Origin of the sequence: Gordonia sp. SMJS1 (assembly GCF_029866425.1) — a bacterium.
GTDB lineage: Bacteria > Actinomycetota > Actinomycetes > Mycobacteriales > Mycobacteriaceae > Gordonia > Gordonia hongkongensis.
The window spans coordinates 1,230,664-1,254,179 of sequence record NZ_CP123381.1; the positions used below are offsets into that span (position 1 = coordinate 1,230,664).

General features: G+C 66.7%; 17 protein-coding genes, 4 tRNA genes and 1 pseudogene. 15 read left to right on the plus strand and 7 right to left on the minus strand.

Annotated features, from left to right (window positions below; all coding sequences use genetic code 11):
- Positions 1–600: 600 nt before the first annotated feature.
- On the minus strand, positions 601–1,440 hold the full coding sequence (locus tag QAD21_RS05595; RefSeq protein ID WP_265968727.1) for an SGNH/GDSL hydrolase family protein: 840 nt from the start codon (positions 1,438–1,440) through the stop codon (positions 601–603).
- A 232-nt stretch (positions 1,441–1,672) separates the two neighbouring features.
- Between QAD21_RS05595 and QAD21_RS05600 the strand changes: the two genes are divergently transcribed.
- From QAD21_RS05600 to QAD21_RS05625, 6 genes are all read left to right on the plus strand, one after another.
- Positions 1,673–2,338, plus strand: coding sequence for a response regulator (locus QAD21_RS05600; protein ID WP_280360723.1), 666 nt, complete (start codon positions 1,673–1,675; stop codon positions 2,336–2,338).
- Positions 2,299–3,516, plus strand: a complete 1,218-nt coding sequence (locus QAD21_RS05605; RefSeq protein ID WP_280360725.1) for an ATP-binding protein — start codon at positions 2,299–2,301, stop codon at positions 3,514–3,516. Before QAD21_RS05600 ends, QAD21_RS05605 begins: the two co-directional genes overlap by 40 nt.
- Positions 3,516–4,124, plus strand: a complete 609-nt coding sequence (locus QAD21_RS05610) for a hypothetical protein (RefSeq protein WP_280360727.1) — start codon at positions 3,516–3,518, stop codon at positions 4,122–4,124. Before QAD21_RS05605 ends, QAD21_RS05610 begins: the two co-directional genes overlap by 1 nt.
- Positions 4,125–4,167: 43 nt before the next feature.
- On the plus strand, positions 4,168–4,593 hold the full coding sequence (locus QAD21_RS05615) for a hypothetical protein (protein WP_280360728.1): 426 nt from the start codon (positions 4,168–4,170) through the stop codon (positions 4,591–4,593).
- 124 nt (positions 4,594–4,717) lie between these two features.
- Entirely contained in the window at positions 4,718–4,990 is a 273-nt protein-coding gene (locus QAD21_RS05620; RefSeq protein WP_280360730.1) for a LuxR C-terminal-related transcriptional regulator, read from the plus strand.
- A 275-nt stretch (positions 4,991–5,265) separates the two neighbouring features.
- Positions 5,266–6,669, plus strand: coding sequence for a lipase family protein (locus QAD21_RS05625; protein WP_277242570.1), 1,404 nt, complete (start codon positions 5,266–5,268; stop codon positions 6,667–6,669).
- A gap of 100 nt (positions 6,670–6,769) precedes the next feature.
- Here the strand turns inward: QAD21_RS05625 and QAD21_RS05630 are convergent, their stop codons facing one another.
- The 3 genes from QAD21_RS05630 to QAD21_RS05640 form a co-directional block, all read right to left on the minus strand.
- Positions 6,770–7,633, minus strand: coding sequence for an SGNH/GDSL hydrolase family protein (locus tag QAD21_RS05630; RefSeq protein WP_277242571.1), 864 nt, complete (start codon positions 7,631–7,633; stop codon positions 6,770–6,772).
- Between the two features lie 48 nt (positions 7,634–7,681).
- The gene (locus QAD21_RS05635; protein ID WP_280360733.1) at positions 7,682–9,316 is read right to left on the minus strand and encodes a VWA domain-containing protein; all 1,635 of its coding nucleotides are present in this window, start codon (positions 9,314–9,316) and stop codon (positions 7,682–7,684) included.
- Between the two features lie 376 nt (positions 9,317–9,692).
- Positions 9,693–9,768 (minus strand) — tRNA-Lys (locus QAD21_RS05640).
- 182 nt (positions 9,769–9,950) lie between these two features.
- On the opposite strand from QAD21_RS05640, the gene QAD21_RS05645 reads away from it, so the two are divergent.
- The 4 genes from QAD21_RS05645 (at position 9,951) to QAD21_RS05660 (ending at position 10,679) form a co-directional block, all read left to right on the plus strand.
- A tRNA-Glu gene (locus QAD21_RS05645) sits at positions 9,951–10,023 on the plus strand.
- A 47-nt stretch (positions 10,024–10,070) separates the two neighbouring features.
- Positions 10,071–10,147 (plus strand) — tRNA-Asp (locus QAD21_RS05650).
- A 33-nt stretch (positions 10,148–10,180) separates the two neighbouring features.
- Positions 10,181–10,257, plus strand: a tRNA-Phe gene (locus QAD21_RS05655).
- A gap of 179 nt (positions 10,258–10,436) precedes the next feature.
- Entirely contained in the window at positions 10,437–10,679 is a 243-nt protein-coding gene (locus tag QAD21_RS05660) for a hypothetical protein (protein ID WP_065630940.1), read from the plus strand.
- 483 nt (positions 10,680–11,162) lie between these two features.
- On the opposite strand, the gene QAD21_RS05665 is transcribed toward QAD21_RS05660, so the two are convergent.
- Positions 11,163–12,644, minus strand: a complete 1,482-nt coding sequence (locus QAD21_RS05665; protein WP_065631732.1) for a PE-PPE domain-containing protein — start codon at positions 12,642–12,644, stop codon at positions 11,163–11,165.
- A gap of 160 nt (positions 12,645–12,804) precedes the next feature.
- Positions 12,805–14,494, minus strand: a pseudogene (locus QAD21_RS05670) (DUF222 domain-containing protein).
- A 710-nt stretch (positions 14,495–15,204) separates the two neighbouring features.
- Between QAD21_RS05670 and QAD21_RS05675 the strand changes: the two are divergent.
- Together QAD21_RS05675 and QAD21_RS05680 are read left to right on the plus strand one after the other, a co-directional pair.
- Positions 15,205–16,251 (plus strand): hypothetical protein, encoded by a 1,047-nt coding sequence (locus tag QAD21_RS05675; RefSeq protein WP_280361610.1) that lies wholly within the window; start codon positions 15,205–15,207, stop codon positions 16,249–16,251.
- Positions 16,248–16,850, plus strand: a complete 603-nt coding sequence (locus QAD21_RS05680; RefSeq protein ID WP_058253922.1) for a CoA pyrophosphatase — start codon at positions 16,248–16,250, stop codon at positions 16,848–16,850. The genes QAD21_RS05675 and QAD21_RS05680 overlap by 4 nt, the downstream gene beginning before the upstream one ends.
- Positions 16,851–16,854: 4 nt before the next feature.
- Here the strand turns inward: QAD21_RS05680 and QAD21_RS05685 are convergent, their stop codons facing one another.
- Entirely contained in the window at positions 16,855–20,070 is a 3,216-nt protein-coding gene (locus tag QAD21_RS05685) for a BTAD domain-containing putative transcriptional regulator (RefSeq protein WP_280360737.1), read from the minus strand.
- A 74-nt stretch (positions 20,071–20,144) separates the two neighbouring features.
- Between QAD21_RS05685 and QAD21_RS05690 the strand changes: the two genes are divergently transcribed.
- From QAD21_RS05690 to QAD21_RS05700, 3 genes are all read left to right on the plus strand, one after another.
- Positions 20,145–20,840 carry a hypothetical protein gene (locus tag QAD21_RS05690; RefSeq protein ID WP_205334215.1) on the plus strand — a complete coding sequence of 232 codons (696 nt, stop codon included), beginning with the start codon at positions 20,145–20,147 and terminating at the stop codon, positions 20,838–20,840.
- A gap of 125 nt (positions 20,841–20,965) precedes the next feature.
- On the plus strand, positions 20,966–21,517 hold the full coding sequence (locus QAD21_RS05695) for a YceI family protein (protein ID WP_205334214.1): 552 nt from the start codon (positions 20,966–20,968) through the stop codon (positions 21,515–21,517).
- A gap of 209 nt (positions 21,518–21,726) precedes the next feature.
- A complete protein-coding gene (locus QAD21_RS05700) occupies positions 21,727–23,442 on the plus strand; it encodes an adenylate/guanylate cyclase domain-containing protein (protein WP_280360739.1) in 1,716 nt (571 codons plus the stop codon).
- The last annotated feature ends 74 nt before the right edge of the window (positions 23,443–23,516 follow it).

Here is a 23,516-nt window from a genome sequence, read left to right on the forward strand (position 1 = left end):
TGGTTTCTTTTCGACGTTGTTCCGGTCTATGGCACCGCATTGTCGAGAAAGTCCGGTAAGTGGGACGAATGACTCAATGCCCGAACGTCGGGTCGATTCATCTGTCTTGGTCAAATCGGCCCGGAGACGTTTGTCACGTGATTCTTGTCGACTGTCTCGAAACGCGATCAGCGTGTTGACACGACATCGATGGGCCACCTCGGCACCATCTGTCGGTGGTCTGACCTGCATGTACAGCTTGTCCGATGCCTACTGGCGAGTACGGCAAAGGGCTGGATGGCCTGTGATGACAATCACCCGCGATTTTCTAGTTGACAATCCCAGGTTGATGAACCGCGGTTGACTATTGACCGCCACTGTTTGTGAATCGTTTTCTCGAGGCGTCGGGGATGCAATCCGAACGCTCGCGAATCACGCCGGAAAGGGGGCGCCGATAGGGCGTCGGGAGTGAAGAATGCTGCCGCGTGGGGGTTCGTTGAAGCGCCGTAACGCGCCGATGAGTTGGCACAGATTTGTACCGACGCGGCGTGTCTGTTGTCCGCTTCGCGCTGTCCCGACGAGAGGGCCGGCTCGTAGCTCTTCGGTTGTGGAGCGCTCGACCTAGAGTGATCGCGCGATCAGATTCGCGATCGCACGGCTGCCGAGAGGCGTCGGGTGGCGGGGTTGGGTCTGGGACTGCGAGGCGTTCCCCTCGAACCAGCGGGCTGCGCCGGCGCATGCGTCGTGTCCGACGGCAGCGGAGGCAACGTCGACGAACGTCATCGATCGGGTGACGGCGGCGGTTCGGAGGATGGCGTCGAATCTCTTGAAGAAGGACTGTAGGTACGCGGCGTCGGCGTTGCTGATGTTCGCCTGGCCGGGGCAGCCGGTTCGGCCGTAGTAGCCGGCGTGTCCGACGAGGACCACGCGAGCGAGGGGTGCGCGGGCGGCGATGGTGCTCAGAGTTGCGCCGATCTTCGGTGCGACTGCGGTGAGGGCCGAGGTCATCCGGTCGGCCATGACTCGATCCTGTCGACACCGGGCATCTTGGCCGAACCTGGGCGTGAAGCAGGAGGAGACGATCGACCACCAGCGGAGGTCGTTGCCGCCGATCGAGAGAGTCACCAGTCGCGTGGACCACGACAGTGCGTTGATCTGGACCGGCCGGGCGCCGAATGATGTCGTCTGTCGGCGGGTCGTGACGTCCGCCGTGGTGGCGTTCACGCAGGCAACGGAGGTGTAGCTCATCCGGAGCTGGGAGGCGAGGTGCGTCGGGTAGGCGTCGCGGGTACGTCCGCACCCGTCCGGATGTTGCGCCGAGGTCAGCGTCGGCGCTGCGGCGCGTGAGTCTCCCAAGGCGACGTATGCGGGTGCCGCCGGCGCGGCGAGAACCGACGGTACCGACACGCAGCTGATCGCGATGGCGAGAACGGCGACGAGTGCGAGGCGGAATCGGGTCACGGCAGGAGTATCCCAGCCGTGTCGTCGAACGTTACGAGGGGTCTGGGCACCGTCTGACAGGCCCGTCCGATGGCGCCCGGTGGCCGACTGAGAACAGCCCGTTCAGTCGATACAGAGCTTCGAGTCGACGGGCTAGCGTCGGTGATGTCAACACGCGGTCCCCGAGGCGCGAACGGATGTGATCCGTGCAACTTTGCCACCGTGGTCGAGGGGCGTCGGTCATGATTGCGCCATGGTGGTGCGACGGGGCGAGCGCGCGCGGATCGGAGTCGTCGATGATCACCCGTCGATCGTCGCCGGGCTGCGGGCGATTCTCGGGGACCAGCCGGACCTGGAGTTCACCGCCGGCGCAGCGACAGTGTCGGAGTTGCTGACAGTGACCCGAGATCTCGACTTGGTCGTCCTCGATCTGCGGTTGGAGGACGGGAGTTCACCGCAGATCAACGTCGACTGTCTCGCTGAACTCGACATCCCGGCTGTTGCCTACACCTCCGGAGACGAACCCTATCTGGTCCGGTTGGCAGCCAGTGCGGGGGTGAAAGCGGTGTTGCGCAAGAACGTTGACGACGACGTACTTCTGGCTGCCGTCCGAGCGGTGCTCTCGGGGGAGGAGACTCCGACGGTGGATTGGGCGGCTGCGATCGATGCCGACGACGACTTCGTCGACCTACCACCACAGCTGCGACGTGTCCTCGAGCTGTATGCCGCAGGCGAATCCACTGCCGGAGTTGCCAAATCCATGAACCTGTCCCCGGACACGGTCAGTGACTACGTCGGTCGGATCAGAACGAAGTACGCCGCAGTGGGGCGACCCGCGCCGACTCGGCAGCATTTGATGTTTCGAGCGATAGAGGACGGATGGCTACCGATACCGCGGCGGCTTCGACGGCGGAGATAGCGTCTGATCGCAACGTCGCACTCGACGAGTCCGCAGGTCAGCGGATTCTGCGACAATTCGCTGTGTTCATCGCCTGTGGCTACCTGGTGTACCTGGTGCTCACCTCCCCGGCTATCGCGGCGTCACTGGCAGTGATGCACATGTGGTGGACGGTGCCCGCACTGGTTGTCGTGTTCGGTCCCGGGCTCGCGCTGGGGCCGCTCGCGTGGCGAGGGTCGCCTCGAGCCCTACGAGTGTGTGCAGGGTTTGCTACCGGCGGCTATTTGGCGGCGGTGTTCACGTGGGGTTTCGGCTGGAACGGCGCGCACCTTTCCGAAACCACCGGCATATGGTTCTTCTCTTTCTGTGGATTGGCTGCGATCGCCGCCGCACTGGCCATGCGTCCGACCTACGCCTTTGTCGTGCTTGTGGTGGTGGTGATCTCGACCGTCACGATCAACTACGTGGCCCGCGACGTCGCACGCAGCGGGCTGTTCGTTCCGGATATGGCGTGGGCATTCGCCTTCTCGCTCGTGTACTTCGCCGCAGCGGTCATGGGGATGCGTACCGCAACGGTTCTCGATGACACGCGGGCGCAGGCCTACCGAACGGCGGCGGCCGCCGCCGCGTCGCAGGCCCGCGCCAACGAGCGGCAACGGTTCAATCAACTCACCCACGACGGCGTCATGGCGACCTTGCTGGTCGCCGCTCGCCGAGGGAACTCCACGCAGTTGGCCGCTCAAGCCCAGGCCACCTTGCACGCACTCGATAGGATCCGCGGCGACGCCGACACCGACGGCACGATGACCCCCGATGCTGTTCTGACGCATCTCAGTGAGGTGACGGCCACGGTGGACCCGACCCGACGTTTCGAGGTTCGCCGCGCAATCGACAGCCCGGACGCCGGCTATCCCGCCACGGTGGTTCGTACAGTCGCGGCAGCGGCTGCGGAGGCGGTCCGCAACAGCGGCCGTCATGCTCGGGCGTCGAAGACGATTGTCTCGGTGGAGATCACGGATGACCGGCTGCACATAGAAGTAGCCGACAACGGGCATGGTTTCGAACCGTCGACGGTGCCGGCCGACCGGCTCGGAATCGCCATCAGCATCCGTGAACGGATGGCGCACATCGGTGGCTCCGCCACCATCGAGTCGGCGCCGATGCGCGGCACTCGTGTGTTCTTGGAGTGGGTGCGGTGATGGTGAGCCCGACCGGTGGGCGCGAGGATATTCGCGACCTGCTCGGAATGCGAACGCGCGGTGCATGGCTCATCATCGGTAGCTACCTCGTCGCCATGGTCATCGTGACCGTGGCCACGGTCAACAGTTACACGACTCCCTGGGTGGCGGCACTGGGATCGATCATATTGATAGCCGCGACGCTCGTCCTCGTCCTCGTTCCCGGCGACCCTCTCCCGTTCGGGACAACTCTGATGCTGACCGCTTCGGGGCCGGTGGCGTGTGCGCTTGTGTTGTCGGCGACCCCCGCGGTTCTGAGTTCGCCTCTGCAGACCTGGATACACGGCGGCGGGACGTCGATCTACTGCTTCATGAATGTCCGCGGCCGGCGGATCGCGCCGTGGATCGGCTTGCTCGGAATGGTGCTTGTGTTCGCAGTGTGGGCCGTCGCTGTCGGTCGGGGCGCTGCGTACGGCATCAGTTTCGTTGCCATCGACGCAGCCCCTCTGGCGATGGCGACTCTCCTGTCGTTCACTCTTCGGCCCACGGCGAAGGCGGTGTTCTCGCTACGGGCGCAGACAACCGAACGCGTCGCCGAACTGGGCTGCGCAAACCGCCGGCGCCGATGAGCGCGAGAAGCAAGCACGCCACCTCGATCGCCTCGCCCGCCCGATGATCGAGAAGATCGCGTCAGGCGAACCCCTCACCGCAGCTGAGCGAGGAGAGTGCGCACTACTCGAGGCCCACCTGCGCGACCGGCTGAGAGCGCCGATTCTGTCCACGCTCGAACTCGACGAAGCCGCGTACAGCGCGCGACAGCGGGGCGTGGAGGTCATCTTTCTCGACGATTCCGGTACGCCAGAACAGGACCCCGCTGTCATTGCCTCAGTGCGTGAGGCAGCGGCACACGCCTTGCAAGAAGCGGCGGGCGGGCGCGTGTGCGTACGCATGTGGCCATCCGGCCGGGAAACCGTGGCCTCGGTACTCGTGACCGATGCCGCCGGCACACGACGCACCGAGATCACCGCCGATGAGGTAGAGGAGCTTCCTCGTCTCGGAACCCAGGCCGTCCCACGTACGGGCAGACCGTTCGCTTGACTATCTATGCCCCCCGGGGCGGTGGCACCATCGCGGGTGCCCCCGCAAGATCGGTCTGTCGCCGACACCGCGACCGTCTTAACGTCACTCCCATCAGCAACAGCAGACCAGCGGGAGTGCAACGATGACGATTCAGGCTCTTGATTCGGTAGGGCGGCCTGCCCTCAGCAAGCGCGAGATCGAGGTGCTGACCGTGTGGCTCGCGTGTGATTCCAAGCAGCAGGCCGCCCGACGACTCTTCGTCGGTGAATCCACGGTGCATACTCACCTCACCCGGATCCGCGACAAGTACCGAGTCGTCGGCCGACCCGCGCCGTCAAAGATCGCCCTGCTCATCAGGGCCATCGAAGACGGAATCTGCACCCTCGAAGAGATTGCCAGCCTTACTGCTTTTTGACAAGGCAACTGAAGCGCAACGCAGGCAACAACATCCGAGTAACGGTCGGAACCTTGCCTGAAGCGACTCCGCGATGATCTGAAGGTCCTCTGAGCGTGTTCAGGATCAAATTTGCGATTGCTCTACTGCCGAGTGGCGTCGGACAGTCAACAGGGCCGTTGCCGACCGTTAACGCCAACCCTTTACCATGACGGGGGTTCGATTTCGATGCGAGAAGTGGCTGACCAGCGGGGTGTTCCGGCCCGGGATCGCTTGTGTGACGAGGAGTATCGGCGATGCCGGCATGGTGGAACCTGCGGGGCTGGGCGCTGCGCGCAGCGATTTCTGCAGTGATTGCGACGGGGATGACGATCGGTGCGATCGGAGGAACTGCGGAGGGGTTGGCCGAGCCGCCGAATCTCGGTCCGGCGCCTTCCGCGCTTCCCGAGGCCATCGACGCCGCTGTGCCGGCACCGCCGGTGAAGAGGTTGCACCGCATACCTGCCCGCTCGGTGACGCCCGGTGCCTCTCACGAGTTGCAGGAACTTCGCGAGGCGGTCATGCCCTCGCCGAGCGGCGACCGGTTCTTCGATCAATGGCCGGCCGACCTCGCACGCCGTGCTGCCGGAGATGTGATCGCCACTCGCGATGTCATGCGCACGGCGCAGTTGCTGATGACGGTTCCGCTGCGGTCGGCTCGCCAGATCAAGTTCCGGAGCGTCGACGCCGGGGATCAGCCGATCTTCGGTACCGCGACCCTCCTTGTCCCTGCCAAGGCATGGAAGGGACCGCGGTCGCGTCCGGTGCTGGTTCACAATTCGCCGATCGTCGCGCTCGGGACGAAGTGCACGCCCGGTTACACGCTTGCTCACGGCTATCACGCCGACACCAACACCACCGACCTCATCCCGCCGTTCGCTCAGTTGGCCTTGGACCGCGGCTACGCGGTGATCATGCCCGACCACACCGGACCCCGGATGGCGTACGCCGAACCGTACGTCGCAGCGCACGTGATCATGGACTCGCTGCGGGCGGCAGGCCGGCTCGACCCCGACAACTTCGCCACCGGACCGATCGCCATGCACGGATACTCCGGTGGCGCGATTGCCACGAATGCCGCGGCGAAGCTTGCCGATTCCTACGCCCCGGAGCAGGCCGGGCGGATCGTCGGCGCGGCATACGGGGGTGTGCCGGCCGACTACCGCTCCCTGGCCGGGGCCATGAACGCCAACCTCGGTTCCGGGGTGTTCCACGCCGCCATGCTCGGTGTCGCACGGGAACGTCCCGAAGTCCTCGCGATGGCGAACAACGCGGCACGCTGGTTGGCCACGTCTCCGATGCGGGACCTGTGTACCAGTGGGATGGGTGCCCTGGGTGTGTCGCACATACCCACCCAGGTGCTGTCGGTCGACCCCGATCCTTACAGTTCACCCGTCGCCGAGCGTCTCTTCGCGATCACCTCGATGAAAGATCACCGGGCGACGATGCCGCTGCGGATCTATCACGGGACCTACGAGTGGTGGATACCGGCGAGCCAGGCTCGCGCCCTGTTCGCCGAGCAGTGCGCGCTTGGGGCATCAGCGTCGTACCGCGAGTACCCGGCCGAACACATGACCGGGATCTTCGCCGGCCTGCCCGACACGTTGACGTGGCTCGACGATCGTCTGCGCGGGAAACCCGCGCGGAGTGAGTGCCGCTGACAGGACGACCTGTTTCGACGTCGCCGCAGGCCGACAGGCGATGGGGTCGCTTCGACTCGGCGCCTCACTCCGGTCGGGGCCAGCGCTACCACCGGTCGGGTCAGAGCGCCGCGACGACCAGGTCCGCGATGGCCTTGCTGCCGAGCGGGGTGGGGTGGCGTACCTGCGTTGCCGACCGCGAGATGTTTCCCTCGAACCATCGAGCTGCACCTGCGCATGCGTCATGTCCGGCGGCAGGTCCGGCAACGTCGACGAAGGTGGCCGACCGCGCTCGCGCGGAGTCCCGGAGCACTGCGTTGAAGCGCTCGAAGAACCGGAGGACGAACGCGGCGTCCGCGGTACTGATGTTGGCTTGCTCGGGGCAGCCGGTCGGTCCGTAGTAACCGCCGTGACCGACGAGTACGACGCGTGCGTTCGGAGCGCGTCGGCCGATCTGGGTCAGTGTGGCGTCGATCCTGGGTGCGAGTCTGTTGAGTCCGGAATCCATTCGTCTTGTCACCGAGGCGTTGTCGCGGCAGCGCGCATCGTGGCCGAACTTCCTTGTGAAGCAGGACGACACCAGCGACCACCACTGCAGGTCGATGCCGCCGATCGATAGGGTGACCAGCTTCGTCGACCGGGACAGCACGCGAGTCTGCACAGGACGCGGACCATATAGCGTCAGTTGGGGCGTCGTCGTGACATTGGCGGTGGTGGCATTGACACAGGCGACGGACCGCAGGCTCAGTCCGAGGCGCGCGGCCACGTGTACCGGGTAGCCGTCGGGTGTGCGCCCGCAACCGTCTGGGCGCAGGGTGGAACCGTTCGTTGGCGCGGCAGCGCGCGAGTCGCCCAAGGCGACGTATTCGGGGCCACTCGGGGTCGCTGTCGCCGGCACCGCCAGGACGGTGCTGAGCAGACAGATGAGGGCTGCGAGAGTCGCGGCTCGGACGCGGGACATCAGGGAGCTGTGGCCGTCGATCATGTTGGTATTCCGGTTCTTCTGTGAGATGTATGGGAGTGGCGCAGTACCTCAGGCCCGGCAAAAGGCCTTCAGGTTCTGCTGCGAGGTGAAGGCGGAGATGCTCACCGATCCGTTGTCCGCGAGCTCCCCCAGGTATGTGCCCTCGTACTGAACGGCTTCGTCCGGGTACCTCGTGGCGAGGTCGCCAAGTTCGGCAACAGCTTCGAGGCCACCTGCAGGACCACGGGAGTTGATCAGAGTCCTGGTTCGGTACAGGTCCGAGACTTTCTGCCATGCGTCGCAGACCTCTTGCTTCGTCGGGGTGGCGTTCACATCCGACGCGCTTCTGGGTTCCTCGACCGTGACCTGCGCGCCGTCGGGCCGCTTGCAGCGGATGACAGGTTCACCCGCCTCGGTTTCCGCGGCGCCGAGGATGTTGCATCCCCACGAATCGAGTTGCGCGCCGCGATCACCGCGTTGGGTGCGGGGATCGTCGACGTAGCGTTCGACGAGACGGAGGGCGCTCTGGCAATCAACACCCCTGGCGACGACCCGAAGCTTCGGGAAATCGGCTGTGGGCCCGCAGTTGTCGGCCTCGTCCTTCGAAGCCGGTTTCGGCAGGCACGTGCACAGGGTGAGAGTCTTGACGGTACCGCTGGCGACATCGCCGTCGTAGGAAACCTTGAGCGCGATACCGCGGGGTTCATCTGCTGCGAAATATGCAGTGGACATGGCCTTGTCGTCACGAACCGGCTCGCCGAACAGTTCGACGACGCGACTCATCGGAGTGCCGACCGTCACCCCGTCGACTGTCGTGACCGCCGATCCGAGCGGGCGGATCTCGACCAGTACGCCCTCGGCGAATACCCATTCGCAGTCGCGCCAGCGCACGACCACGCGGTCGCCGTCCACCGTTCCCATGGACAGTTCCGGGAAGCCTGGCGTCGTGGCTCTGATCTCATCGGCCCGAGACCCCAGGTTCACCCCGGCCAGTCCGGTGTTGGTCAGCTTCGTCGACGCCGAGTCGGCGTCACGGGCGGCGGCGATCCGTGCGGCGAGCTGTTGCGAGTTGTCTGCCGTGATGTACACACCGCCGCCCTCGCGGGCGATGCATTCCAGCTGGGTGTTTGTCGAACGGAAGCCGATGGTGCTGATCGTGACGTTGGGGTGGCGAGCGCGTAGCTGCTGGGCCGTGTCGCATGGATCGGGCGGACAGTTTGCCTCTCCATCGGAGACCAGAACGACGGACCCTCCGCTGCCCGCCAGCAGCTCGACACCTTGGGTGAGAGCCTTCGACAGTGGGGTCCATCCCTGGGCCTCGACACCGGCGATGGCTTCGGTTGCTGCCCCCTTGTCGATGGGTGCCAGATCCATGATCGTCGTGACGTCCTGGCAGCCGGCCGCCTGGCGCGTCGTTTTCGCGCTGAGCGTGTTCCCGTAGGCGACGAGTCCGAACGGTGTGCCGTCGGGGAGGCCCGTCGCAAAATCCGTCACGGCGGCGCGTGCAGCGTCGATGCGGGGGCCGGGAGCGTCGGCAGTCAGCATCGACTCTGATCCGTCGAGCACGACCACGACAGGGGAGGTGTCGGCGGACGCGGTCGTGCTCTCCGACGGGGAGCTCGGGCTGCCGTCGCCCGACGTGCTACATGCGGCCACAAGGAGACAGAGGATGGCCAGAGAGCCCAACCGGGCGGATAGCGTCACCTGAGAATCGTAGTCAGGCACCGTCGTCCCACGAGCCCCGTGAAGACAGAGTTCGTCCGATCAGGTGACACCGAGTCTCGCTGTGCTTCAGGCGAGTTCGGACATTTCCCGGCGAAGGGCCAGACTGAATCCGCGCCGACTCGGGCGCGAAGGCAGGCGGTCGTGCCTCCGGTTCAGAACGGCCGCGCGGGCAGAACTACTGGTCTGTCATCGGGTCGGTATTCGGTCTATCTGAACTGCGGCGCGTTTCAGATGAGCAAGCAAGCAGAACCTGTCCGTCTTGGGGAGCTCGTCTGGCACGCCGATAGGCACTTTGATGGAACCGCGAGGCGGTGCCTGGCTTAACTCGGCACTGGACCTCTTCGGATCGTCATGATGGTGCCCCCACCAGGGCTCGAACCTGGGACCTGCGGATTAAAAGTCCGTAGCTCTACCAACTGAGCTATAGGGGCAGGGCCCCGGCGAGCCGGGGCGTCGATGAGTTTACAACGTGTGCAAACGGTGCGAACGTGACCCTCGGTGTGCGTGTCGTCGAGCTGGTCGCGATGCTTCGTTTATGGGGCTGACCAGTCGATTTGTGGTTTGCGCGAGACCTGTCATAAGCTATGCGAGCTCCCAACGGAGAACACGACCGGCCCCCTTCGTCTAGCGGCCTAGGACGCCGCCCTTTCAAGGCGGTAGCGCGGGTTCGAATCCCGTAGGGGGTACGCCTGCGCGGCACTCGGCAACGAGGACCGCGCAGATAATTTAACAAGGCCCTGTGGCGCAGTTGGTTAGCGCGCCGCCCTGTCACGGCGGAGGTCGCGGGTTCGAGTCCCGTCAGGGTCGCCAAAGGTTTCGGTTCATCGTCAACCGGTACCTTCCGGCCAGGTAGCTCAGTTGGTACGAGCGTCCGCCTGAAAAGCGGAAGGTCGTCGGTTCGATCCCGACTCTGGCCACCACAACGATCCCCAGCAGTCTGAGACTGCTGGGGATTCTTTGTTCGAGCGAACGCTGGACGTGTGAGACGCGAAGGTTCGAGCCGTGATTGTGGTCCGAATCGCAACGGCCACAACGGATTCACCCGATCGTACGACGCACGCGAGGTGCGAAATCTCCGTGACGCGGGCATGATGGTCCGGTGAACGCGATACCGGGGGGTACGCCGCGTCTACCCTCACATGCCCAATTCCCGGAACAACCCAGCCACGGCTCGGCGCGGCATACTGCCGACGCCGAGAGTTCCAGCCCACCGACCTACCGGTACGAGTACAAAGACCCGTACGCACCCATGTCGACCGCCAAACAAGTGGTGCTCGGGTGCGCGATCTCGTTGGTGCTCATCGCCTTTGCGGTGGCGGCGTTCCTCATCGGGCAAGGGTGAGGTTCTCGATGTAGGTCGCCAGGTGGTTTCGACTCGGCGCCTCGCTCCGCTCGGTGCCGGCTCAACCAGCGGGGGGGGGGTGGGCGGCTCGCCCAGCGGCTCGGTGCCGGCTCAACCAGCGGGGGGGTGGGCGGCTCGCCCAGCGGCTCGGTGCCGGCTCAACCAGCGGGGGGGTGGGCGGCTCGCCCAGCGGCTCGGTGCCGGCTCAACCAGCGGGGGTGGGCGGCTCGTTGCCGGCTCAACCAGCTGGGAGTGGGCGGCTCGCCCAGCGGCTCGTTGCCGGCTCAACCAGCTGGGGTGGCGGCTCGTTGCCGGTTCAACCAGCGGCCGGCTGCTAGTTCGACCAGCGCGGGGTCGAGGGGGTGATTGCTCGGCCCCGCGCTGGACTTGTCGGCGGCTCCGCCGAGAGGCGAGGAGCCGGCGCGACCGCCAAGTGGCTCGGTAGGGACGTTGGATACGTTTTCGTCGGTCGGCTTTCAGCTGTCAGGCTGCCGCACCGGACTCGGCGTCGCTCGAATCAGACGAGGTGTCACTATCGGTGTCTGACACGTCTGAGGTGTACTCGGCCGGAGTCGATGTGTCGGCATCGGAGCTTGTGTCAGACGGCTCCGAGTCCTCCGACTCGGGCTCTGCGGAGTGCCGTCCGCTGCCGGTGAGGCGGTGCCGCCCGCCCTCAGACGGGGTCGATTCCGGAGTTGTGTCCGAGTCTGCGTTCTCGTTCTCGGGTGCGCGATGGCGTCCTCCGGACGGGGTCACCTCGGCGGGGGCGTCAGAGCTCTCGATCTCGGCTGGCGCGGGCGACTCGGTCAGCGGTTCGCCCAGGTCCGCCGGTTCCGCGAGACGCGCGGTGACCGCGTCCTCGTCGTCGGTCGACGAAGACTCCACCGGCACCGCGGCGTTCGACTCGGTCGGCGTCACCAGCGGGTAGAAAGCGTTGTTGACCGCGTCCCACCGCTCGAGATCGGCAGCGCTCGGTTCGATGCCCACCGCGTCGTTGAGGATCATCGCGACCAACGTGAGCGGGTGGTGTTTCGGCTGATAGACGACGTACGTCGTATTGCCGTCGCGGCTTTTCATCGTCGTCGGCGCTGTGGTGTAGTCGATGAGATTGCCGTAGTTCTCTTCGCCCAGGCCCGAATGGATCGCGATGAAGCCGGCCGCGTTGACGAGCAGGGAACTCACCGGCCTGAGCGTTCGCCACTGGAAGTTGGCAACCGGATCGCCGACCACGATGACGGAAACCACGGGGAGATCGTCGCCGGTGGCGCCGGGATCGCGGGCTCCGTTGCTCTCGGCGCCGAACAGTTCGAACACTGAACCGACGACGTTGTTGTCGGCCCACGCCTTCAGGCCCCACGGGCTCCGCGGATCGGAGATGAGCAGGATCGTCGAGTTGTCGACGTCGATCCCGTTCGGCTGACCGACCGCGATCTCCGCAGCATTGCCCAGGGCTTCGGCGCCTTGCGAGTAGCCGGTGTAGACGACGTACGGCTGCCCCTCGGTCTGCTGTGCGAACGCCCGCATGACTTTGAGGTTGTTGTCGACGGCGACATCCCGAGAGGCGTCGTAACTCGGGGCGAAGAGCGGCAGAACTGCGCCGGACCGGCCCGAGACAATGGGGCCTAGTGCTTCGGGGTACTCGATGACCAAGACCTGACGACCGGCACGGAGTCCCCTGATGCGCGGGAACAGGGTGCCGTCGTCGGTTCCGGGGGTCACTACCACGATTGTGTCCCCGTTGACATGAGGGAACGTCGTCGACAGCCAGTCCGGACCGAGCCCGTCGTCGGGTTCCGCGGGTCGGAACACGCCGTCGTCGTTCAGTCCCTCGATGGTGGCCAGGGTCTCGGCCGAAATCACCGGCGCGGCCGACGCGGTTGTGGGCAGTGCAGTCGGTACGACCATGCCGAGGCACAGCGCGCAACCCACCGTGGACGCGCGCAGCGTCCGTCGAAATCCGTTCATGTCTTCCCGCCCTTGCCCCCGCCGCCGACCTGATCACCGGCCATTGGCATGTTTGATTCGGTCTCCACGATCGTGAAACCACGTCAAATGTTCGCAGCCGCAAGGAAGAAGGACAAGTTACCGGCTAGTTTTCACCCGATCAGGGGAACGCTCGTGTTTGTCAGAACGGGGGTGGGTCCAACCGGTCGAGTTCTTCGCGGGCTCGCTTGTTGCGGGCGCGTTCTTGTCGCCGGCGGGCCAGTTTGGCGTCCAGTCGGCTGTGTGTGCGCTCTGGGTTGTCGGTGGTGATCACCCGTGGGGTGGGTGGGGCTTGGGCGGCTTGTTCGAACCGGATCCGCCGAAGGTTCGCCGAAGGTGTCTTCGAGGGTTTCGGCGTCGCCGGGCAGGGTGACCCCTTCGGGGGTTTCGTATTCGGTGACCAGGCGACCGTCGTCGTCGCGGTATTGCACATCGACCCAGTCCCCGTGGGTTTTGAACAGGTGACCGGGGCGGCATTTGGCGTTGAGGTTCTCACTCGACGTTGCCCCACCCCGGGCGGGGTCGGTGTGGTCGTACTCGGTGACGTGATCGAGATCGCACGCGAACGCTGAACGGGTGCAGCCGGGTTCGGTGCAATATCCGTCCCGCACCCGCACGAAATCAGCACACGACGCGGTGGGCCGATACCCGTTGCCGGGGTGCGTAGCCGGATACACCACCGCGACACTCGCGGTGGTCTCGACGGGTCGATCGGGTTCGGCTGCGTCCGTTTTATTTCCGCCGCGGGTGCCGGTCGTGGCGGCGTCTGCTCGGGTGTCCTCGGCTGGTGCCGGGCGCTGGGCGGTCCGCCGCTGGTCGGCGTCGTTGTTGCTGGGGGCGACGTAGGTGGGTTGGGTGCGGGCGGGGGTGACCGGGGACAGCGTGGCGTCGGGGCGGGCGGCGAGGTCACGGACATGCTCGTCGCTGATGATGCCGTGTTCGTCGAGGAACCCGACCCCGGGTGCCCCGGCCAAGGTCGCGGCATCGGTGACCACATGGATCACGACCTCGGCGCGGACCGCGTCGAGGACGCTCTGCGGGTCCGGGATGTCGGCGGTGCACGGCTGTTCATCGTCGCACTGGCAGTCGAAGCTGGTGCGGGTCAACAGCGCGAACATCGCATCGGATCGTCGTATCCCCTGGGTGCGGCCATCCCGCTGACAGACCGTGTCGGCGAGGATGGCGACGGCTTTGGCCGAGATCCGCACGTTTTCCGCCGACATCACGGCGGTGAGTTCGGCGGTGCCGTCGGGCAGTTCGTGGGTCCACACCCCACGTTGATCCATCGCGTCTTTGCGGCGTTGGCGTACCGCGTCGGGGTCGTGGCGGAACACGAGGCGGTCGACCATGTCCCGCAGGCGCGCCCGGTCCCACACACCTTTGCGGCGGCGCACGGTGTCGGCGATCTCGGCATCCAACGCGGGGGTGATGGGGTCATCGGTGGGGATCAGTTCGGTGCGGGAGATGACCAACCGGATCTGCCACTGCGACAGGACCCCGTCACGCAGCGTGTCCGCTACCTCGGGTAGCCGATCGCGCAGTGCGATGGCCTCGTCGATGAGGGTTTCGGCGTGCCGGCGGGACACCCCGGCTTGGCGGGCGATGCGGGCGGCGCAGTCGGCGTGGCCGTCCATCACGAACCCGGACGCGCTGGTGGTGATCAGGCGGTCGGTCATCGCCGCGATCGTCTGATAGCGGTGCCAGGCGAGGTAGGACTCGCCGCGTCGTGTGGCGTCGAGGCCGGCCATCAACATGACCATGTCGGTCTCGGCGGCGTGGGCAGGATCGACCCCGGCGGTGTACTCGCTCGGTAGATCGGTCCACGCCTTCACTACGCCCCCCGACGCCTGTCCACTCACCCGCTGCGACCAGGTGATCCGTTGAAAAACAATGTAAACCCGACCACCGACAATTCCGGATGAGTCTCCACAGGAGTGACATCGTTGTCGACGAAATGGTCTCTGGGCGTTGCGGTGTGGTGCCGTCCGGGTTGGCGCCGGTTGAGATCGTCGGGTCGCCAGGTGGTTTCGACACGGCGACTCGCCTAGCGGCTCGTTGCCGGCTCAACCAGCGGGGGTGGGCGACTCGCCTAGCGGCTCGTTGCCGGCTCAACCAGCGGGGGTGGGCGACTCGCCTAGCGGCTCGTTGCCGGCTCAACCAGCGGGGGAAGGGGTGGTCGCCAGGTGGTTTCGACACGGCGACTCGCCTAGCGGCTCGTTGCCGGCTCAACCAGCGGAGTGGGCGGTTCAACGAGCGGAGGGGGTATCGGCTCAACGAGCGGAGGGAAGGGGTGGTCGCCAGGTGGTTTCGACACGGCGACTCGCCTAGCGGCTCGTTGCCGGCTCAACCAGCGGGGGTGGGCGACTCGCCTAGCGGCTCGTTGCCGGCTCAACCAGCGGAGTGGGGCGCCGGCTCAGCCAGCGGAGGGGGAGCAGGCTCAACCAGCGGAGGGTGCCAGCTCGACCAGCGGCAACGGCGCAATCGTGCCGCTTCCGTTCGTCGGACCGGCCATACTCATTCGATGAGAACTCGCACGACCAGGGTGGTCGTCCGCAGCGTGTACGGTACCGCCGCCGTCGAGTGGTTCTTGATCCTCGCGATCGCGACGATCATCGTCACGCGCCTGTATCTGCACCTCACCGGGTATCCGCAGGTCGGAAGCGGAACACTGCACATCGCGCACGCGCTGTGGGGTGGCGCGCTGATGATGCTGGCGCTCATCACCGGATGGCTGTTCCTCGGGGCGACGGCGCGGATCATCGCGATCGTGCTGGGCGGTATAGGTTTCGGGTTGTTTCTCGACGAGGTCGGCAAGTTCGTCACCCGCTCCAACGACTACTTCTACGGGCCGTCGGCGGAGATCATGTACGTGCTCGTCGTGATGATCCTGTTGATCAGCCGCGTCGTCCGGGATGTCAAGCGGCCCACCGGCGCCGAGGCGCTCGCCAATGCGGCGGTCATCGCGGCCGACGGTGTCGCGCACGGGCTTCCGGAACGACGTCGACGCCAGGCCGAAGAGTTCCTCGTGGTGGCCGAGGGCAAGGGGCTCGACGCCGAGACGATCGGTCACATCCGAGCGCTCCTCGAATCCAGCGAGGGTACGCCGGACCGGTTGATGCGACTCCGCGACCGGGCGGTCGCCCTGATCCCGGACTTCTTCCGCAGTCCCCGATGGATTCCGGTCGTCGGTTGGGGGTTGGTCATCGCGGCCGCACTCACCGTCATCGTCGGCGTGCTGAGCTTCTACTTCCCCGGAGACCGCAGCGAAGAACTCGACATCTACATCGAACTCACCGGCAGCACGCCCGCCACCTGGATTCTGTTGATCAGCGGGATCGCGACACTCGCCCTGGCGCTTCCGGCGATGGTCGCGCGCCGGCGCGGTGTGGAGCCGGCCGGGCCGCTACGAGGGCTGCGTATCGCCGCCCTGGTGTTCATGCTGTCGAACGCTCTCGTCGACTTCGCGCTCGAGGGCTTCGGTGCCCTGTTCAACCTCGCCCTGGGCTTGTTCGCCCTCAGCATCGTGAGTTTCCACCTCGCGCAGGCGTCCGTCGCGTCGGACGGCAGTCGTGATCAACTGAGGGTGTGACTCATCTCGATCGGACTGTGGCTGCCGCGCGTGTCGAGGGCTTCGACCGGCGGACCGCGGACGTCCCCGGCGCACGGGCCGCCTCGGTCGTCCTCGCGGTAGCGGAGAAGGACGGCCGTCAGGGGATCTGGCTGTGCAAGCGTCCCACGACGATGCGACGCCACGCCGCCCAATTCGCACTTCCCGGTGGCCGGCTCGACCCCGGCGAGGACCACGTCACGGCCGGCCTGCGCGAACTCGACGAAGAACTCGGCATCCAGCTGCCGCCGAGCTCGGTGCTCGGGGCGCTCGACGACTATCCGACGCGCTCGGGTTTCGTGATCACCCCGATCGTCTGCTGGGCCGAGGAATACCAGGAGCCGACGCCCAATCCCGACGAGGTGGCGCTGCTGTTCTTCGTCACCTTCTCCGAACTGCTCGTCGAACCGCGGTTCCTCACGATCCCGCAGTCCGATCTCCCGGTCATCCAGCTGCCCATCGTCGGGTCCCTCGTCCACGCGCCGACCGCCGCGGTGATCTACCAGTTCGCCGAGGTGGTCCTGCGGAACCGGCAGACACGGGTCGACGGCTTCGAGCAGCCGGTCTTTGCCTGGAAATAGCCGCTCAGCCGGCGACGAGTCGCTGCTCGGCCCGACGCACGTAGGGCCGGGCTCCCGTGTCGCGGGCCACCCGGACGGCATCCTGCAGGTCGGCGGTTCCATCCAGCCCGACGACCTCGCGCGCGGTTCCGCGATACAGCGTCGCGGGTCCCAGACACACGAGTCCGGGCCATTGCACCACCAGGCCCGACGACCAGTCGGCGGTGAACGGCTCGATGCGGCGGCAGATCTCACCAGCGGCGTCGCGGTGACGGGAATCGCGAGACACCGCGTAGAGCGTCTCGATGAGCAGTGGAACGCGCGCCACCACGCGCGAACCGGCCCACTGGTCGGCGTCCGCGGTCAGCTCCGTCGCGAGTTCGAGGGCACGGTCGAGGTCGCCGCTCTCGGCGGCGCCCAGTGCGATCACCAGGGTGAAATCCTCGTCCACCTCTTCCGCGAGCGCATCGAACGGCGGCAACGCCGAGGCGAGCTCGCCGCGGTGCCACGCGGCGATCGACGCGCTGGTCGCCATCGACGACTCGGCGAGAAGTCGTGCACGGTCGGACAGCCCGCCGACCGTCGCAGCGAACCTCTCGGTCAGTGCCGTGCTGGTGTCGTAGTCGCCACGTAACAGCGCGATCATCACCTGCCACCACAACTGCATCGTCTCCACATCGGTACCGCCGATACGTCCGGCGAGCCGGGTGAACTCGGTGGACAGGCGTCGCGCCAGACGCAGATCAGCCGCCTCCAACGCGCAGACACGTTGCAGATGCAGAGCGGTGGCGCGTCTGTGGAGGTCGCCGGCCGACAGTTCATACAGCTCCCGCGCGATCTTGCGTCGATCCGCCAGACGGTCGGGAACCCACCGGACGAGGAACTCGGCGAGGTCGATCTCGAAATCCACGGCACCGCTGTCGTGGACGACACGTGCGGCACCGAGATGGTCGTCGGCGCCCGGCAAGCCGAGGACGGTCAACCGGGCTGCCTCCGACGCATGAAGGCGCGCAACCACTTCGGGGTCCAAGGCCTCGCCGTGCGTCAGTGCCTCGCGGGCGAGAGCGGCATGGTCGGTCTGGACGACGCCGTAACCGGACCAGTAGCCCGCGACCCCGTTCGGTGCCGACAGCAGTGCGGTCTCGGCGAGCGCGGGCCAATCCCGCGTCAGCCGACTCACCGTCGCCGCCGATTCGAAAGAGTCCGCAGCCGAATCGAACTCCCCGATGCGCAGCGCGGCGGTGCCGGCGATCCGGCGCAATTCGACGGTCGAGTCGGGGTCGAGTCCGGGCAGACCGAGCCCACGTCGTGCCAGGTCGAGCGCACGATGATCGGCCGTTGCCGAGAGTGCGCGGTGAGCCGTCCCGATGCATGTGCGAGCGGCGACGGCGGTCGAGTCCTCGTCGACGGCGCACTCGACGCGGTGCACGGCCAGTGACTCGAGATCGTCGGGACGCACCGCTTCGAACGCAGCGGCGAGCCGCGCGTGCGCCTCGATCCGTTGCTCGCGCGAGAGGTGGTCGGCGAGACCCTTCGTGACGCTCGCAAGCTCGCTCCTCAGGGGGCTGGTGGTGATGCTCGCAAGCTCGCTCCTCAGGGGGCTGACGAGCCCGCTGCGGACTGCCTCGTCGGCCACGCCCTCACCGAGGGTGCGGGCCACCTCGGTGAACACATCGTCGGGGAGATCGCCGCCTGCGATCGTCACGGCCGTGACGAGCGCACGAGCGGCAGGGGAGAGATCGTCGAACCGCGTCGAGTACATCGATCGGGCGGGATGGTCCCGGTCCGGCGGCGCCCCGGTCCAGGCGATGGCGCACAGTTGTTGCACCACAGCAGGATTGCCGAATGACTGCGCGACCAGCGCGTCAGCGTCGACCCGGCCCGTGTCACCGAGCTGCTCGAGACGCCGAACGATCAACGCGCGCACGTCGTCGGAGCCGAGTTCGGTCAGACGCACCTCGGCGACCGGCCCGTGCCGGTTCAGTGTCGACCGGAGGATCTCGACGGGCTCGGCGTCGGGGTCGCGGCAGGTGACCAGGACCGTCATCGGTGCCTGTCCGATACCTGCAAGCACGCGTCCCAGCACAAGAGCCGAGTCGGCGTCGAGCCACTGGGCGTCGTCGACAAGTAACACCGATCGCCCGTGCTCGGCGACGTCGGACCAGATGCGGGCGGTGAGGTCGGCGACGATTCGCGTCGTCGGTACGGAGACCGGGGACTCGCCGAAGAGTTCCTCGAGGCCGCCGAACGTCGGTCCGGGCGGGCCGGGTCGGCCGATGAAACGGCGGGCCGCGGCACTGTGCCGTGCGATGAGGTGCTCGACCAGCGCGGTCTTCCCGATGCCCGACGGGCCGATGAGGACCACACCCGCGGGACGGTCCGCGCCGGTTTGCCAGACCTGTTCGAGCACTGCGTGTTCGGCGACTCGGCCGATGAGTTCGCGTACCGGCTGCGGCGTGGCGGAGGTGGCGGAGAGCGGCGAGACCGCGGGAGACGGGTCGAGCAGGTCGTCTTCCAGCGCGACCGTGTCGGGATGCGGATCGAGACCCAGGTCGTCACGGAGGGCCTGCCGGAGTCGGCGCAGTACGCCGAGGGCGTCGACCGTGCGTCCGTCGTCGTGCAGCGCACGAGCGAGGGTCCGCGCGGCGCCCTCGCGGTAGGGGTCCCGTTGACACAGCGGCGTCAGCAACGCGACCGAGCGACGGTACTCGCCGACCGTGCGCAGCGCGTCGGCTGCGGTCTCGGTGAACTCGGCACGTATCTCCGCGAGCCGGACGAGTTCGGGTGCGATGTCGGCGATGTCGGCGATCTCCGGAAGCGGTTCGCCCCGCCATAGTTCGAGCGCTCGGCACAACACCTCTGCGCCGGCCCGGGGGTCGGACCGGACGAGCTGCAATCCCTCCTGGCCGAACTGGTCCAGCAGATCGAGGTCGGTGACTGCGCCGTCGCAGTGCAGTAGGTATCCCGCGGGGACGGTGTCGATGCGGACGACGCCGGTCGGGGCGAGCGAGCGTCGAAGCCGGGACACGTATCCGTGCAGTGTGCTCGCCGCCGACGCCGGTGGACGACCACGCCACAGGAGCTCGGTCACCCGCTCAGGCGAGCACGCGGTCCGTTCCGCGGCGAGGATGGCAAGCAACTCGGCGTGCTTGCGGGCTGTCATCGGGATCGGCGACCCGTCGGCAGCCGTGACCGACAGTGGACCCAGGACCCGGATCGCCAGATGTGGTTCAGAAGCCAACTCACGCGCCGTTCGTCGGGCCGCACCAGTCGCGCACAAGGCTAACACCAGCGCGGGTTGTCAGCGTTGGCGTCATGACAACCACTGCACACACCCAGAACCAGAACCACGACGCGTTGGATGGCGACACACCCGGCCCGTTTCGCAGCCCGAGCTGGCCGGTCCTACGCCGTCTCAGCGGCGGCGCCCTGACCCTCGGCGGAGTCGCCTGCATCGCCGGCGGGACGTTGCATCCCATCGTCGACGGCGAGGCCCACTCCGTGGAGGCGCTTCAAGCGGTGGGCTCACCGTGGGCGCAGATCCTGCTCGCCGTCGGCACGACGCTGCTGCTGCTCGGCCTGCCCGGGATGTACGCGTGGCTGGCACCCCGGATCGGGATCGCCGGGCTGATCGGCCTCGTCGCCTACGCGGTCGGCAATCTCGTCACCGCGACCGGGCACCTCATCGTCGAGCTGTTCGTCGCGTACCCGTTCGCGCATGACCCGGACAAGGCCGCGCTCATCGCCGCCGACGACTCGATGCTGGGCACCACCGCGTTCGAGCTGCTCAACACGGTCGGCGGGCTCGTGATGCTGGTCGGTATGGGGATGTTCGGCGCCAGCCTCATCCGCAACCGGGCTGTCCCGCTCTGGATCGGCATCCTCACCGTCGTCGGCATGGTCGGTTTCATGCTGCCGATTCCCGCAGTCGCCGGAATCTCGGGATTCATCTACGAGGCGCCGCGTGGAATCGCCATCGCCGCGATCGGAGCACTGATGGTTCGCCGGTGATGTAGATCACAACGCCGGTGGGGATGAAATCGGACCGCGGTCCGGTTAGTGTCTGGTGACGGGTCGCGAAGGCCCACCAGCCATCGATCGAGACCCGAACCGAAAATTTTTGGAAGGACCACGACATGACCTCCGCCACCACCGTCAAGGCACCCATCCCCGCCGGCACCTGGACCATCGACTCCGTGCACTCCGCGGTGAACTTCTCCGTGAAGCACCTCATGGTCAGCAAGGTCCGCGGCAGCTTCGACACCTTCTCCGGCACCATCACCGTCGACGAGGACGGCACCCCCGCCGTCCAGGCCGAGATCGACGTCACCTCGATCAACACCCGCAACGAGCAGCGCGACGGCCACATCAAGTCCGCTGACTTCTTCGACGCCGAGAAGTTCCCGACGGCCACCTTCGTGTCCACCGGCGTGCGCCAGAATGGCGACGACTACCTCCTCGACGGCGATTTCACCCTGAAGGGCGTCACCAAGCCCGTGACCCTCGAACTCGAGTACCTGGGTACCAACCCCGGTATGGGCCAGGGCACCGTCGCCGGCTTCGAGGCGAAGATCGTGCTCAGCCGCAAGGAGTTCGGCATCGACATCGAGATGCCGCTCGAGGGCGGTGGCGTCGTCGTCGGTGACAAGATCACCATCACGCTCGAGATCGAGGCCCTGCAGGCCTGATCCGCACGATCCCCGATGGACCGGCACCGTGAGGTGCCGGTCCATTTGTGGTTTCGACACGCCGCGTGGCCGCTTCGCGTCCGCGTGGCGGCTCAACCAGCGGGGGATGGCCGCGTGGCCGCTTCGCGTCCGCGTGGCGGCTCAACCAGCGGGATGGTCGGCTCTCCCTTGGGTAGGCTTCGGGGAACGCCGTCAGGCAGGAGAAGCCGATGGGACGACCACGCCGGACCCGTCGTGGTGTGCCGTGGACACGTCTGCGCCGACGCACCGCGGGTTTCTTGTGGGGTACCTCCACGGTCCCGAGCCCCCGGGGATGGGCCCGTATCGGTCCGCCCATGCGCAGCAAGATCGCCCTCCACGCCACCGTCACCGCGATGACGGCCGTGATCGCCAGCAATGCGGTGATCGGCGTCGAGACCTTCTTGCTCGTCCAACTCGCCTTCAACGGCGGACAACTCACCTTCGACGAGACGCTCGGCGCGCCGAACTTCCCGGTGGTCGTGGGTGCGATCATCGTCGGCATTCTCACGAACCTCTTGCTGGGGATGCTCGCGGTCCGGCCCCAGCTGCGCTGGTTCATCAGCTGTCAACCCGCCGACCATGCCCGTCGACGCGCCGTACAGCGGATACCGATCGTGCAGCTCGGAGTCACGGTCGTCTCCTGGAGCGCGGCGGCCCTGTTCTACGTGTTCATCGCCGAAGAACTCACGACCGCGACCGTCGCCGGCGTCGCGGTCGCCTTCGCGCTGGCCGGTATGTCGAGTGCCTGTCTCACCTATCTGTTCGCCGAACGCGCGGCCCGCCCCCTGGCCGTCGTCGTCCTCGAGGACTTCCCCACGAACCACGTCATGAACGGTGTGCGCGTGCGAATGCTGGCCGTGTGGGCGGTGAGCTCGGCGGTGCCGATGGTCGGTCTGCTGACGGTCAACGCGGGGCGCTGGACCGGTCTGCTGCCCGACGTCTACGGCGCGGTCGACTGGACGACCGTGATCCTCTGCCTGGTGGGCCTCGCATCCGGAGCCCGTGTGATCGCGCTTGTGGGACAGGCGATCACTGATCCGCTGACGGAGATGCGCCGGGCGGTGCACCGCGTGGACCACGGCGACTACAAGGCTCGCGTGCCCGTCTACGACTCCTCGGAACTCGGTGTGCTGCAACACGGTTTCAACAGGATGGTCGAGGGTCTCGCCGAACGGGACCGCATGCGTGAGATATTCGCGCGACACGTCGGCGACACCGTGGCCGAGCTCGCTATCTCCGACGGTGTCGGCATGCACGGCACCAACACTCGCGTCGGTGTCCTCTTCGTCGACATCGTCGGCTCGACCGGGCTGGCGCAGCAGCGTAGTCCCGACGACACCGCCGCCCTGCTCAATGCCTTCTTCAGCATCGTCGCCGACGTCGTCGATCAACATTCCGGGTTCGTCAACAAATTCGAGGGCGACGCCGCGCTCGCCGTCTTCGGTGCGCCCGTCGAGATCGACGACCCGGCCGGCGCCGCACTCGGCGCCGCCCGCGACCTCGCCGACCGTCTCGCCAGCAGCCTCGACATCCGTTGGGGGATCGGGGTTTCCTACGGCGAGGCGTTCGCCGGCAACATCGGCGCCGAACGACGCTATGAGTACACCGTCATCGGCGACCCGGTCAACGAGTGCGCACGGCTGTCCGACATGGCCAAGACCGGACGCATCCCGGCTCTGGCCAGCGGCGCGGCCGTCGAGGCCGCCGGCGAGGAAGCGCAGGAATGGAAGCTGCTCGGCACACGGATCATGCGCGGCCGTTCCGAGCCCACCGCCTTTCATGCACCGATCGAACTCGTCGAGCGGCTGGGGACGTCGACCAACCTCATCGCGGAATTGCTACGGCCCGCACGTCGCATCGTCGGCGCCAACCCGTTGCGGCTGACCACATTCTTCGGCGGGTGAAGCCCTCGCTGCGCGCGGCGGAAGAGATGAATCGTTGACGCCGTCCCTATGCGTCAATAGCGTGGGCCGCACGG